This window comes from Cupriavidus sp. 22TCCZM04-2, from assembly GCF_057798895.1.
Genome location: NZ_JBYOJS010000039.1, coordinates 1,896 through 16,512 on the forward strand (window position 1 = coordinate 1,896; position 14,617 = coordinate 16,512).

6 protein-coding genes are annotated in these 14,617 nt (G+C 62.7%); all 6 read right to left on the bottom strand.

The features are described from left to right. Positions 1-76 precede the first annotated feature (76 nt). A complete protein-coding gene (fusA, locus tag AC3FKG_RS29390) occupies positions 77-2,185 on the bottom strand; it encodes an elongation factor G (protein ID WP_483709650.1) in 2,109 nt (702 codons plus the stop codon). Positions 2,186-2,302: 117 nt separating this feature from the next. Then, positions 2,303-2,773, bottom strand: a complete 471-nt coding sequence (gene rpsG / locus AC3FKG_RS29395) for a 30S ribosomal protein S7 (protein WP_010810459.1) — start codon at positions 2,771-2,773, stop codon at positions 2,303-2,305. 204 nt (positions 2,774-2,977) lie between these two features. Beyond that, positions 2,978-3,355: a 30S ribosomal protein S12 gene (gene rpsL, locus AC3FKG_RS29400; protein WP_006576501.1), complete on the bottom strand. Its 378-nt coding sequence runs from the start codon at positions 3,353-3,355 to the stop codon at positions 2,978-2,980. Between the two features lie 330 nt (positions 3,356-3,685). Beyond that, entirely contained in the window at positions 3,686-5,533 is a 1,848-nt protein-coding gene (recQ, locus tag AC3FKG_RS29405) for a DNA helicase RecQ (protein WP_488744365.1), read from the bottom strand. Between the two features lie 227 nt (positions 5,534-5,760). After that, positions 5,761-10,005 carry a DNA-directed RNA polymerase subunit beta' gene (gene rpoC, locus AC3FKG_RS29410; RefSeq protein ID WP_483709653.1) on the bottom strand — a complete coding sequence of 1,415 codons (4,245 nt, stop codon included), beginning with the start codon at positions 10,003-10,005 and terminating at the stop codon, positions 5,761-5,763. Between the two features lie 114 nt (positions 10,006-10,119). Beyond that, positions 10,120-14,226 carry a DNA-directed RNA polymerase subunit beta gene (gene rpoB, locus AC3FKG_RS29415; protein ID WP_483709654.1) on the bottom strand — a complete coding sequence of 1,369 codons (4,107 nt, stop codon included), beginning with the start codon at positions 14,224-14,226 and terminating at the stop codon, positions 10,120-10,122. Positions 14,227-14,617 lie beyond the last annotated feature (391 nt).

Sequence of the window (14,617 nt, forward strand, 5' to 3'; positions counted from 1 at the left end):
TTCAGCTCCTGATAGGAATGCAATCTTGTTGTTTCATCGCGCCGCCGCACCGGCTGGCGCGGCGGCGAACTTCCAATTACTTGCCCTTGGCCGTCATCACGGCTTCGGCGATGTTCTTCGGTGCTTCAGCGTAGTGCTTGAATTCCATCGTGTACGTGGCGCGGCCTTGCGTGGCCGAGCGCAGCGACGTGGAATAACCGAACATTTCCGACAGCGGGACTTCGGCCTTGATGATCTTGCCGCCGCCCACCATGTCGTCCATGCCCTGCACGATGCCGCGGCGGGACGACAGGTCGCCCATCACGGTACCGGTGTAGTCTTCCGGCGTTTCCACTTCCACGGCCATCATCGGCTCGAGCAGAACCGGGCTGGCCTTGCGCATGGCTTCCTTGAAAGCCATCGAGCCGGCCATGCGGAACGCGTTTTCGTTCGAGTCCACGTCGTGGTACGAACCAAACGTCAGCGTGACCTTCACGTCCACCACCGGGAAGCCAGCCAGGATGCCGTTCGGCAGCGTGTCGACGATACCCTTTTCGACTGCCGGGATGTATTCGCGAGGAATCACACCGCCCTTGATGGCGTCGATGAACTCGAAGCCCTTGCCCGGCTCTTGCGGTTCCAGCGTGATGACAGCGTGACCGTACTGGCCGCGGCCGCCCGACTGCTTGACGAACTTGCCTTCGACGCCTTCGGCCGTCTTGCGAATGGTTTCGCGGTAGGCCACTTGCGGCGCGCCGATGTTGGCTTCCACGCCGAATTCGCGCTTCATGCGGTCGACCAGAATTTCGAGGTGGAGCTCGCCCATGCCCGAAATGATGGTCTGGCCCGATTCTTCATCGGTACGCACGCGGAACGACGGATCTTCGGCGGCCAGGCGGTTCAGGGCGATGCCCATCTTTTCCTGGTCAGCCTTGGTCTTCGGCTCGACAGCCTGCGAGATCACCGGCTCCGGGAACACCATGCGCTCGAGCACGATCGGTGCAGCCGGATCGCACAGCGTGTCGCCCGTGGTGGCGTCCTTCAAACCCACTGCAGCGGCGATGTCGCCGGCCAGCACTTCCTTGATTTCTTCGCGCTGGTTGGCGTGCATCTGCAGAATACGGCCCAGGCGTTCCTTCTTGCCCTTGACCGGGTTGTAGACGGTGTCGCCCGAGTTGATCTTGCCCGAGTAGACGCGGAAGAAGATCAGCTGGCCCACGAACGGGTCGGTCATGATCTTGAACGCCAGTGCCGAGAACTTTTCGGTGTCGTCAGCCTTGCGCTCGAGCTTCTTCTCGCTGTCGTCTTCGTCCGTACCCGTAACCGGCGGAATGTCGACCGGCGACGGCAGGAAGTCGATCACGGCGTCCAGCATACGCTGCACGCCCTTGTTCTTGAACGCGGTGCCGCACAGCATCGGCTGGATTTCGCAGGCGATGGTACGGTCACGCAGCGCCTTGACGATCTCGGCGCGGGTCAGCTCTTCGCCGCCCAGGTACTTTTCCATCAGCTCTTCGCTGGCTTCGGCGGCGGACTCGACCATCTTCTCGCGCCATTCGGCAGCGGTGTCCTGCAGTTCGGCCGGGATGTCCTGGTATTCGAACTTCACGCCCTGGCTGGCTTCGTCCCAGACGATCGCCTTCATTTCCAGCAGATCGACAACGCCCTGGAAGCCGTCTTCAGCGCCGATCGGCACCACGACGGGCACCGGGTTGGCCTTCAGGCGGGTCTTCAGCTGGTCGTAGACCTTGAAGAAGTTCGCGCCGGTACGGTCCATCTTGTTGACGAACGCCAGACGCGGCACCTTGTACTTGTTGGCCTGGCGCCACACGGTTTCCGACTGGGGCTGCACACCACCCACGGCGCAGTACACCATGCAGGCACCGTCCAGCACGCGCATGGAACGCTCCACCTCGATGGTGAAGTCCACGTGTCCCGGGGTGTCGATGATGTTGAAGCGGTGCTCCGGGTAGTTACCCGCCATGCCCTTCCAGAAGGCAGTCGTCGCAGCCGAGGTGATCGTGATGCCACGCTCCTGCTCCTGCTCCATCCAGTCCATGGTGGCCGCGCCGTCGTGCACTTCACCGATCTTGTGGTTCACACCGGTGTAGAACAGGATACGTTCGGTCGTGGTGGTTTTACCCGCGTCAATGTGAGCGGAAATACCGATATTGCGGTAGCGCTCAATAGGAGTCTTACGAGCCACTTTAATCCTCTATTCGTTCGTGAGGCGCCGGCATCTCATGCCGCGCGCCCTTAACACAAACGGGCGAGATGTGTAAAAACACAGCCCGCCCGGCAACCAACAGTGTTTTCGCGCGCCTTAGAAGCGGAAGTGCGAGAACGCCTTGTTGGCTTCGGCCATGCGGTGCACTTCGTCGCGCTTCTTCATCGCGCCGCCACGGCCTTCCGATGCTTCCAGCAGCTCACCTGCCAGGCGCAGCGCCATCGACTTCTCGCTGCGTTTCTTCGCGGCCTCGCGCAGCCAACGCATCGCCAATGCCAAACGACGCGACGGACGGACTTCGACCGGAACCTGATAGTTGGCGCCGCCCACGCGACGGCTCTTCACTTCCACCACCGGCTTCACGTTGTTGATCGCAACGGAGAACACTTCGATGGGGGCCTTGCCTGCCTTCTTTTCGATCTGGTCGAACGCGCCGTACACGATACGTTCGGCAACCGACTTCTTGCCGTCCAGCATCAGCACGTTCATGAACTTGGCAACTTCAACGTTACCGAACTTCGGATCAGGCAGAACGTCCCGCTTGGGGACTTCACGACGACGTGGCATCTTCTTTCCTTTAGATTCAGTTGAGAGCGCGGTTTGTTGTCTCCGCTCTCCGGCCACCAACTAGCTTGCATGCATGAACAGCAAATTCGCCGGGTGACCACTTACTCGACGGCACGGCGCACAAAAACGCTCCGTTGTACCGCCGCCTTTTGACAGTTCCGTGACACTTGCCACCGACTGTCGCTTGTTGCTTGCGATAAAAGCTTAGGCAGCCTTCGGACGCTTCGCACCGTACTTCGAACGGGCCTGCTTGCGGTCCTTCACGCCTTGCAGGTCCAGCGAGCCACGGACGATGTGGTAACGCACACCCGGCAAGTCCTTCACACGACCGCCGCGGATCAGCACGACCGAGTGTTCCTGCAGGTTGTGGCCTTCACCGCCGATGTACGAAATAACTTCGAAACCGTTGGTCAGGCGCACCTTGGCGACCTTACGCAGTGCCGAGTTCGGCTTCTTCGGCGTCGTGGTGTACACGCGGGTGCACACGCCGCGACGCTGCGGGCAGTTCTCAAGTGCCGGGCTCTTGCTCTTGATGACTTCAGAGACGCGCGGCTTGCGAACCAGTTGGTTGATAGTTGGCATTGTTCAATCCAGCTTGGTTTTACGAAAAACACCTCTTACGCCCGGCAGAACCGGGAAAGAGGCAACTACGGGTTTTGGGCGGGAGAGGTGAGCGGGCGCTCAAGGGAGGGGACTGTGCGGTAACAGCATTCCAAAGAGCGCGAGCCGGCACCCGGATCCCGCATCTGCCGCCGCCGGACTGCCGAAGCGATCCGGAAGGCTTGCCGGGCAGCGGATCAAAGTCCACATAGCCGACGGGCGAGCGAAATCCAAAGCCAAAAACTCGAATCTGGCATGGTAGCAGCGGAATCGTATACGGTCAAGCCGTATACCCGATGCTGTCCGACGCGCCTAAACGCGGTTCAGCGTATCGACGATGGCCTGGCCGTAGCGTTCGAGCTTCGATGCACCAATCCCGGGAATGCCCTCCATGGCCGACAGGGAATCCGGCGCGGTGCGGGCCAGTTCGGCCAGCGTGGCGTCGTGGAAGATGACGTAGGCCGGCACGCCATGCTCGCGCGCAGCATCGGTGCGCCAGCGGCGCAGGGCTTCCCAGTTGGCCAGCGTGCCGGCGTCCATGTCGGCGGTATGGTCGGTGCGGGCGCCACGTGCGGCACGCTCCCCGGACTTGCCGGGTTTCGTCGCCTGCCGGCGCAGGATGATCTGCCGCCCACCCTTGAGCACTTCGCGCGCGCCCTCGCCCAGCAGCAGCGCGCCGTGGCCGCCATGGTCGATCACGAGCAAACCCTGGGCAATCAGCTGGCGAAAGACGGTGTGCCATTCGTGGACGGTGCGGTCCTTGCCGATGCCGAAGGTCGAGACCTTGTCGTGGCCCCACTGCCTGATCTTTTCCGAGGCATTGCCACGCAGCACATCGATCAGGTGGGTAGCGCCGAAATGCAGCCGGCTGGCCTGCGCCGTGCGGTAGACGCAGGACAGCGCCATCTGCGCTTCGCGCGTGCCGTCCCAGGTGGCGGGCGGCTCCAGACAGGTATCGCAGTTGCCGCAAGGTTCGCTGGCCTCGTCGAAGTAGGCCAGGATGCGCACACGCCGGCAGCCCGCCGTCTCGCACAATCCCAGCAACGCATCGAGCTTCGACGATGACACGCGCTTGAAGGCGTCGTCGGCCTCGGATTCGTCGATCATGCGCTTCTGCTGCACCACGTCGCCGAGACCGTAGGCCATCCAGGCATTGGCCGGCAGACCATCACGGCCGGCGCGGCCGGTCTCCTGGTAGTAGCCCTCCATGCTCTTGGGCAGGTCCAGGTGAGCGACGAAGCGTACGTCAGGCTTGTCGATGCCCATGCCGAAGGCGATCGTAGCGACCATCACCAGGCCTTCCTCTTCGCGAAAGCGCGCCTGGTGGCGCTGTCGCGTGGCTGCCTCCATGCCGGCGTGATACGGCAGCGCATTGATGCCATGCCCCTGCAGCCACTCGGCAGTGTCCTCCACCTTCTTGCGCGACAGGCAATAGACGATGCCGCTGTCATGCGTGCCATCTGCGGCGGTGTGCTCGGCCTTGATGAAGGCCAGCAACTGCTGCCGGGCATTGTCCTTCTCGACGATCCGGTAGCGGATATTCGGGCGGTCGAAGCTGGAGACGAAGACTCGCGCGTCATCCAGCGCCAGGCGCTCGATGATCTCGTCGCGCGTTACCGCGTCCGCCGTGGCGGTCAGTGCGATGCGCGGCACGTGCGGGAAACGCTCGTGCAGCACCGACAGCTGGATGTATTCGGGCCGGAAATCATGGCCCCACTGCGACACGCAGTGCGCCTCGTCGATCGCGAACAGACCGACACGCGTGCGTTCAAGCAGATCGAGAAAGCGCGGCGTCATGAGACGTTCCGGCGCGACGTAGAGAACTTCGAGGCGGCCTGCCAGCAGGTCGCGCTCGAGCGCGGAAGCCTCTGACCCGGTCAGCGTGGAATTGAGTGCGGAGGCACGCACCCCGGCTTCGGTCAGCGCGGCAACCTGGTCCTGCATCAGCGCGATCAGCGGCGACACCACGATACCGACGCCCTGGCCGGCGCGTTGCCGTAGCAGCGCCGGGATCTGGTAGCAAAGCGACTTGCCGCCGCCGGTCGGCATCAGGACGAGGCAATCGCCACCCGACGCGACGTGATCGATGATTTCGCCCTGGCGTCCGCGGAAGGCGTGGTAGCCGAAGACATCCTTGAGGATCGCCAGTGCTTGCGACATGGACAACGGAATAGCGGTAGCCGGAAAAGCCGTAACCATACACTAAGAACGCGGCGCACCGCCCTTGCAGGACCAACTGTCGGAGGTTTCTTACTGCCATGTCAGCACTGCAATACAAGGCTGCCGGCAAGCACCGGCCGTAGGGGCGATATCCCAGACGAAAAAAAAGCCCGGCTGGATCAGCCGGGCTTCTGGTCCGCCTTGGCGGCGGAGCGCTACTGCATGGATCAGGCGTTGTCGCCTTCACCCTCCGTCGCCTGCACCACCGGCGGCGGCTCGATGAAGAGCGACTGCTCTTCTTCGGAGATCGCCTGGGCGCGTTCGCGTTCGGCCGATTCGCGTGCCTTGCGGGCACGGTGGTAGGCCAGGCCGGTACCGGCCGGGATCAGACGGCCAACGATCACGTTTTCCTTCAGACCACGCAGGTCGTCGGTCTTGCCCATGATCGCGGCTTCGGTCAGCACGCGCGTGGTTTCCTGGAACGATGCCGCCGAGATGAAGCTGTCGGTCGACAGCGACGCCTTGGTAATACCCAGCAGCAGGTTCTCGTAGGTCGCCGGACGCTTGCCTTCGGCGATCACGCGATCGTTCTCGTCGAGCAGCTCCGAACGCTCCACCTGTTCACCCGGGATGAACTTGGTGTCGCCCACGTCAGCGACCTGAACACGACGCAGCATCTGGCGAACGATCACCTCGATGTGCTTGTCGTTGATCTTCACGCCCTGCAGACGGTACACGTCCTGGACTTCGTCGACGATGTAGTGCGCCAGCTCTTCGATGCCCTTCAGGCGCAGGATGTCGTGCGGATCCGCCGGACCTTCCACGATCATTTCGCCCTTGTTCACCACCTGGCCGTCGTGCACCAGCACCTGCTTTTCCTTCGCGATCAGGAACTCGTGGGCATTGCCGTCCAGGTCGGTGATGACCAGGCGCTGCTTGCCCTTCGTGTCCTTGCCGAACGAGGTCGTGCCGGTGACTTCCGCCAGCACGGCGGCGTCCTTCGGCGAACGCGCTTCGAACAGTTCGGCCACACGCGGCAGACCACCGGTAATGTCACGGGTCTTCTGCGATTCGGTCGGGATACGTGCGAGCACTTCACCGACGTGAACCTGCTGGCCGTCCTTCACGGTAATCAGCGCGCCAACCTGGAAGCCGATGGTCACGGAGTGGTCCGTGCCCGGGATCTTCACTTCCTGGCCGTTCGCGTCGAGCAGTTTCACCTGCGGGCGAATGCCCTTGGTGGCAGCCGTGCGGCGCTTGGCGTCGATCACCACGAGGGTCGACAGGCCGGTGACTTCGTCCATCTGCTTGGCGACGGTCACGCCTTCTTCCACGTTCTCGAACTTGGTCGTGCCGGTGTATTCCGAAACGATCGGTCGAGTCAGTGCATCCCAGGTAGCCAGCTGCGTGCCAGCCTTGATGGCCTGGCCGTCCTGCACCAGCAGCGTGGCGCCGTACGGGATCTTGTGGCGCTCGCGCTCGCGGCCGTGGTCGTCGGTGATCAGCGCTTCGCCCGAACGCGAGATGACGATCAGCTCGCCCTTCGCATTGGTGACATAGCGCATGGTCGCCGTGAAACGCACGGTACCGGTTGCCTTCGCTTCCACGCTCGATGCCACGGCCGCACGCGATGCCGCACCACCGATGTGGAACGTACGCATGGTCAGCTGCGTGCCCGGCTCACCGATCGACTGGGCGGCAATCACGCCCACCGCTTCGCCGGAGTTCACCATCACGCCGCGGCCGAGGTCACGGCCATAGCACTTGGCGCACAGGCCGTAGCGCGTATCGCACGACAGCGGCGTGCGCACCTTGACTTCATCCACGCCGATCGCGTCGATCAGGTCGACCAGGTCTTCGTCCAGCAGCGTGCCGGTCTCGATCGCGGTCTCCTGGGTTTCAGGGTTCACCACGTCGGCCACTGTCACACGACCCAGAATTCGGTCGCGCAGGGCTTCGATCACTTCACCGCCTTCGACCAGGGCCTTCATGGCCACGCCGTTGGAGGTGCCGCAATCGTCTTCCACCACGACCAGGTCCTGCGTCACGTCGACCAGACGACGGGTCAGGTAACCCGAGTTCGCGGTCTTCAGTGCCGTATCGGCCAGGCCCTTACGGGCGCCGTGGGTCGAGATGAAGTACTGCAGAACGTTCAGGCCTTCACGGAAGTTCGCCGTAATCGGCGTTTCAATGATCGAGCCATCCGGCTTTGCCATCAGGCCACGCATACCGGCCAGCTGGCGGATCTGCGCTGCGGAACCCCGTGCGCCCGAGTCGGCCATCATGTAGATGGAGTTGAACGACTCTTGCTTGACGGTGTTGCCGTTGCGGTCGACCACGTCTTCGTGCTGGAGCTGCTCCATCATCGCCTTGCCCACCTGGTCGCCGGCGGCGCCCCAGATGTCCACGACGTTGTTGTAACGCTCCTGGTCCGTCACCAGACCCGACATGTACTGCTTGTCGTATTCCTTCACCTTGGCCGAGGCCTCGGAGATGATCTTCTCCTTCAGCGGCGGCACCAGCATGTCGTCGATCGCGATCGAGATACCGGCGCGCGTCGCCAGGCGGAAGCCCGACTGCAGCAGCTTGTCGGCGAAGATCACGGTCTCGCGCAGGCCGCACTTGCGGAACGCGGTGTTGATCAGGCGCGAGATTTCCTTCTTCTTCAGCGGCTTGTTCAGCACCGAGAACGGCAGGCCCTTCGGCAGGATCTCGGACAGGATCGAGCGGCCAACCGTGGTCGCCTGCAGCGTGATCTTCGGTGCGAAACGCGCGTCGCCTTCGGCGTCCTTGTCGACCAGCTCATACTCGGTGATACGCACGTTCACGCGGGAAGCCAGTTCGACTTCCTTGTTCTCGTAGGCGCGGATCACTTCGCTGATGTCGGCGAAGGTCATGCCTTCGCCCTTGCCGTTGATCTTGTCGCGGGTCGTGTAGTACAGACCCAGCACCACGTCTTGCGACGGCACGATCGACGGGTCGCCGTTGGCCGGGAACAGCACGTTGTTGGAGGCCAGCATCAGCGTGCGGGCTTCCATCTGCGCTTCCAGCGACAGCGGGACGTGAACAGCCATCTGGTCACCGTCGAAGTCAGCGTTGAACGCTGCGCAGACCAGCGGGTGCAGCTGGATGGCCTTGCCTTCGATCAGCACCGGCTCGAACGCCTGAATGCCCAGGCGGTGCAGCGTCGGCGCGCGGTTCAGCATCACCGGGTGCTCGCGGATCACCTCTTCGAGGATGTCCCACACCACCGGCGTCTGGCTTTCCACTTCCTTCTTCGCCGCCTTGATGGTGGTGGCGATGCCCATCGTTTCCAGCTTGTGGAAGATGAACGGCTTGAACAGCTCGAGCGCCATCAGCTTGGGCAGGCCGCACTGGTGCAGCTTGAGCGTCGGGCCCACCACGATGACCGAACGGCCCGAGTAGTCGACGCGCTTGCCCAGCAGGTTCTGACGGAAACGGCCGCCCTTGCCCTTGATCATTTCGGCCAGGGACTTCAGGGGACGCTTGTTGGCGCCGGTCATCGCCTTGCCGCGACGGCCGTTGTCCAGCAGCGAGTCAACCGCTTCCTGCAGCATGCGCTTTTCGTTGCGCACGATGATCTCGGGCGCCTTCAGTTCCAGCAGGCGCTTCAGGCGGTTGTTACGGTTGATGACGCGGCGATACAGGTCGTTCAGGTCCGAGGTCGCGAAGCGGCCGCCGTCCAGCGGCACCAGCGGGCGCAGCTCGGGCGGGAGCACCGGCAGCACTTCGAGGATCATCCACTCGGGCTTGATGCCCGAACGCTGGAAGGCCTCGAGCACCTTCAGGCGCTTGGCGAACTTCTTGATCTTGGCTTCGGAGCCGGTGGCCTGCAGTTCGGCGCGGATCTGTTCGATCTGCTTCTCGATGTCGATGCCGCGCAGCAATTCACGGATGCCCTCGGCACCCATCATGGCGACGAACTCGCCCTCGCCGTACTCGTCGCACTTCGCCAGGTAGTCGTCTTCCGACATGATCTGGCTCTTCTTGAGCGGAGTCATGCCGGGTTCGAGCACCACGAATGCCTCGAAGTACAGCACGCGCTCGATATCGCGCAGCGTCATGTCCAGGACCATGCCCAGACGCGACGGCAGCGACTTCAGGAACCAGATGTGCGCGGTCGGCGCGGCCAGTTCGATGTGGCCCATGCGCTCGCGGCGCACCTTGGCCAGCGTCACTTCAACGCCGCACTTCTCGCAGATGACGCCGCGGTGCTTCAGGCGCTTGTACTTGCCGCACAGGCACTCGTAGTCCTTGATCGGTCCAAAGATCTTGGCGCAGAACAGGCCGTCGCGTTCCGGCTTGAACGTACGGTAGTTGATCGTTTCCGGCTTCTTTACTTCGCCATACGACCACGAACGGATCTTGTCGGGCGATGCCAGGCCGATCTTGATCGCGTCGAACTGCTCTTCCTGCTGTACCTGCTTAAAGAGATCGAGCAATGCTTTCATTGCAACTCCTTGTTTCGCCGCCGCCCCGGAGTCTGTCCGGTGCAGCGGCATTCAATCCTGTGGGAAATCCTGCGCTGGTGGGCGCCCGCCGTGGCCGGCGCCCGATCGTCTCGATCAGTAGCGATCGAGGTCGATGTCGATACCCAGCGAGCGGATTTCCTTCACCAGCACGTTGAACGATTCCGGCATGCCGGCATCGATCGAGTGCTCGCCCTTGACGATGTTTTCGTACACCTTGGTACGGCCGTTCACGTCATCGGACTTGACGGTCAGCATTTCCTGCAGCACGTACGATGCGCCGTAGGCTTCCAGCGCCCACACTTCCATCTCACCGAAACGCTGGCCACCGAACTGCGCCTTACCACCCAGCGGCTGCTGCGTGACGAGCGAGTACGGGCCGGTCGAACGCGCGTGCATCTTGTCGTCGACCAGGTGGTGCAGCTTCAGCATGTGCATCACACCCAGCGTAACCGGACGCTCGAACGCCTCACCGGTGCGGCCGTCGAACAGCGTGACCTGTTGCTTGGAAGCGGTCAGGCCCTTCTCCTTCGCGATCTCTTCCGGATAAGCGAGGTCCAGCATGCGGCGGATTTCATCCTCATGCGCACCATCGAACACCGGCGTCGCGAACGGCACGCCCTTCTTCAGGTTCTCGGCCAGTTCCAGGACTTCCGAGTCCGACAGGCTGTCGAGGTCTTCGACCTTGCCGCTCTCGTTGTAGATCTGCGTGAGCAGCTTGCGCAGTTCGGCTGCCTTGGCTTGCGCCTTGAGCATGTTGCCGATGCGTTCGCCCAGACCGCGCGCAGCCCAGCCCAGGTGGGTCTCGAGAATCTGACCCACGTTCATCCGCGAAGGCACGCCCAGCGGGTTCAGCACGATGTCGGCAGGCGTACCGTCGGCCATGTAGGGCATGTCTTCGATCGGCGTGATCTTGGACACGACGCCCTTGTTGCCGTGACGGCCTGCCATCTTGTCGCCAGGCTGCAGGCGGCGCTTGACGGCCAGGTAAACCTTGACCATCTTGATCACGCCCGGCGGCAGTTCGTCGCCCTGCGTGAGCTTCTTGCGCTTCTCTTCGAAGGCCAGGTCGAACTCGTGGCGCTTCTGCTCGATGGCTTCCTTGACGGCTTCCAGCTGGGCAGCCACTTCCTCGTCGGCCGGACGGATGTCGAACCAGTGGTACTTGTCGATTTCCGCCAGGTATTCCTTGGTCAGCTTCGCGCCCTTGGCCAGCTTCTTCGGACCGCCATTGACGGTCTTGTCGACGAGCAGACGCTCCAGACGCTGGAACGCGTCGCCTTCCACGATACGCAGCTGGTCGTTCAGGTCCAGGCGGTAGCGCTTCAGTTCGTCGTCGATGATCGACTGGGCACGCTTGTCACGGGTCACGCCTTCGCGGGTGAAGACCTGGACGTCGATCACGATGCCGCTCATGCCCGACGGCACGCGCAGCGAGGTGTCCTTCACATCCGAAGCCTTCTCGCCGAAGATCGCGCGCAGCAGCTTCTCTTCCGGCGTCAGCTGGGTCTCGCCCTTCGGCGTGACCTTGCCCACCAGCACGTCGCCGGCTTCGACTTCGGCGCCGATGTAGGTGATGCCCGACTCGTCCAGGCGAGCCAGCTGGGCTTCGGCCAGGTTCGAGATGTCGCGCGTGATTTCTTCCGGTCCGAGCTTGGTGTCGCGGGCAACGACCGACAGTTCCTCAATGTGGATCGAGGTGTAGCGGTCTTCGGCCACCACGCGCTCCGAGATCAGGATCGAATCCTCGAAGTTGTAGCCGTTCCAGGGCATGAACGCGACCAGCATGTTCTGGCCGAGCGCGAGCTCGCCCAGGTCGGTCGAGGCGCCATCGGCCACGACGTCGCCGCGGGCCACGTGGTCGCCCACCTTGACCATCGGACGCTGGTTGATGTTCGTGTTCTGGTTCGAACGCGTGTACTTGATCAGGTTGTAGATGTCCACGCCGACTTCACCGGCCACGGCTTCGTCGTCGTTCACGCGGATCACGATACGCATCGCGTCGACATAGTCGACCACGCCGCCGCGCATCGCCTGCACGGCGGTGCCCGAGTCGACCGCAACGGTGCGCTCAATGCCGGTACCGACCAGCGGCTTGTCCGGACGCAGGCAAGGCACGGCCTGACGCTGCATGTTCGCGCCCATCAGTGCACGGTTCGCGTCATCGTGTTCCAGGAACGGCACCAGCGACGCAGCGGCCGACACGATCTGCGACGGCGCCACGTCGATGTACTGCACGCGGTCCGGCGTCACCATACGGGTTTCACGCTCGGAGCCTTCACGCGCCGACACCAGTTCGTCGGTCAGGTTGCCTTCGGCGTCGACGGTCGCATTGGCCTGGGCCACCACGTACTTGCCTTCCTCGATCGCCGACAGGTAGTCGACCTGGTCGGTCAGCTTGCTGTTCTCGACCTTGCGGTACGGGGTTTCCAGGAAGCCGTACTCGTTCAGGCGGGCATACAGTGCCAGCGAGTTGATCAGGCCAATGTTCGGGCCTTCCGGCGTTTCGATCGGACACACGCGGCCGTAGTGGGTCGGGTGCACGTCGCGGACTTCAAAGCCGGCGCGCTCGCGCGTCAGACCGCCCGGGCCAAGAGCCGAAACACGGCGCTTGTGGGTGATTTCCGACAGCGGATTGGTCTGGTCCATGAACTGCGACAGCTGCGACGAACCGAAGAACTCGCGGATCGCCGACGAAATCGGCTTCGAGTTGATCAGGTCGTGCGGCATCAGGTTCTCGGTCTCGGCCTGGCCCAGACGTTCCTTGACGGCGCGCTCCACGCGCGACAGGCCGGCACGGAACTGGTTCTCGGCCAGTTCGCCGACGCAGCGCACGCGACGATTCCCCAGGTGGTCGATGTCATCGACCTCGCCCTTGCCGTTGCGCAGGTTGACCAGGATCTTGATGGTCTCGAGGATGTCCTCGTCCTGCAGCACCATGCTGCCCTCGCCGGTCGGGCGCGACAGACGGCTGTTGACCTTCATGCGGCCAACGCGCGACAGGTCATACGACTCTTCGCTGTAGAACAGGCGCTGGAACAGCGCTTCCACGGCGTCTTCGGTCGGCGGCTCGCCGGGGCGCATCATGCGGTAGATCGCGATACGCGCAGCGGTCTGGTCGGCGGTCTCGTCCACGCGCAGGGTCTGCGACATGTACGGGCCCTGGTCCAGGTCGTTGGTGTACAGCGTCTGGATCTGCTTGACGCCGGCTTCACGCAGGTTTTCGAGGACGGTCTCGGTCAGCTCGTCGTTGGCGTTGGCAATCACCTCGCCGGTATCCGGGTCGATGATGTTCTTCGCCAGCACGCGGCCCACCAGGTAGTCTTCGGGCACGCTGATCAGCTTGGTGCCAGCCGAATCCAGGTCACGGATATGCTTGGCGTTGATCCGCTTGTCCTTCTCGACCACGACACGGCCGTTCTTGTCGGCGATGTCAAAGCGCGCGACTTCACCGCGCAGGCGCTCGGGCACGAACTCGAGCTGCGCACCTTCCGACTGCAGCGTGAAGTTGTCGAACACGAAGAAGTGCGCCAGGATCTGCTCCGGCGTCAGGCCGATCGACTTCAGCAGGATCGTCACCGGCATCTTGCGGCGGCGGTCGACGCGGAAGTACAGGATGTCCTTCGGGTCGAACTCGAAGTCCAGCCACGAACCGCGGTAGGGAATGATACGTGCCGAGAACAGCAGCTTGCCCGAGCTGTGGGTCTTGCCCTTGTCGTGCTCGAAGAACACGCCCGGCGAGCGGTGCAGCTGCGACACGATGACACGCTCGGTGCCGTTGATCACAAACGAACCGGTGGAAGTCATGAGCGGAATCTCGCCCATGTAGACTTCCTGCTCCTTCACTTCCTTCACCTTGCCCGGGTTCTCGCGATCGTTGATGATCAGGCGAACCTTGGCGCGCAGGGCCGAATGGAACGTCAGGCCACGCTGCTGGCATTCCTTGACGTCGAACGGCGGATTGGACAGGTGATACGAGACAAACTCCATACGGGCAAGCCCGTTATGGGAGGCAATCGGGAAAATCGCGTTGAAAGCGGCCTGCAGGCCTTCGGTCTTGCGACGCGCGGTCGGCGTTTCCGCTTGCAAGAACTGGGTGTAGGATTCAATCTGGGTTGCAAGCAGGAATGGAACCTGATGAACCGTCGCGCGCTTCGCAAAGGATTTGCGAATGCGCTTCTTTTCGGTGAAGCTGTACGCCATGGGATCTCCGAATCATCGCAGGGCAGCTGGACCTGGCCGCGCCTGAGGTGTTCAGCGACTGGGAGGGGATTTGGCGGTTGGCCGCTACCAACCTCTGGCTGACGGTGTCCGCACGCTGCGGGCGGTGTGGTCAATGCATTAGCGCAAAGCCTGCACTCGCCCGGGGGACACCCGACCAAACTTGTCTTCTGCAGTCGGTTCAGAAGACAAACATCAGCAGCAACACGGTAGTTTGCCACTGATGTTTGGCGTCTGCTGAGACATCGGGCTTTTAACCCGCCTCACACACCTTTTTCATCACATTGGGCTGCCGCGAGTGGCCAATCAAACACACTCGCACAAGCGCAAAAAGGCTGGCGCCGGGAGTTTCCCTTTGCCAGCCCCATTCGCG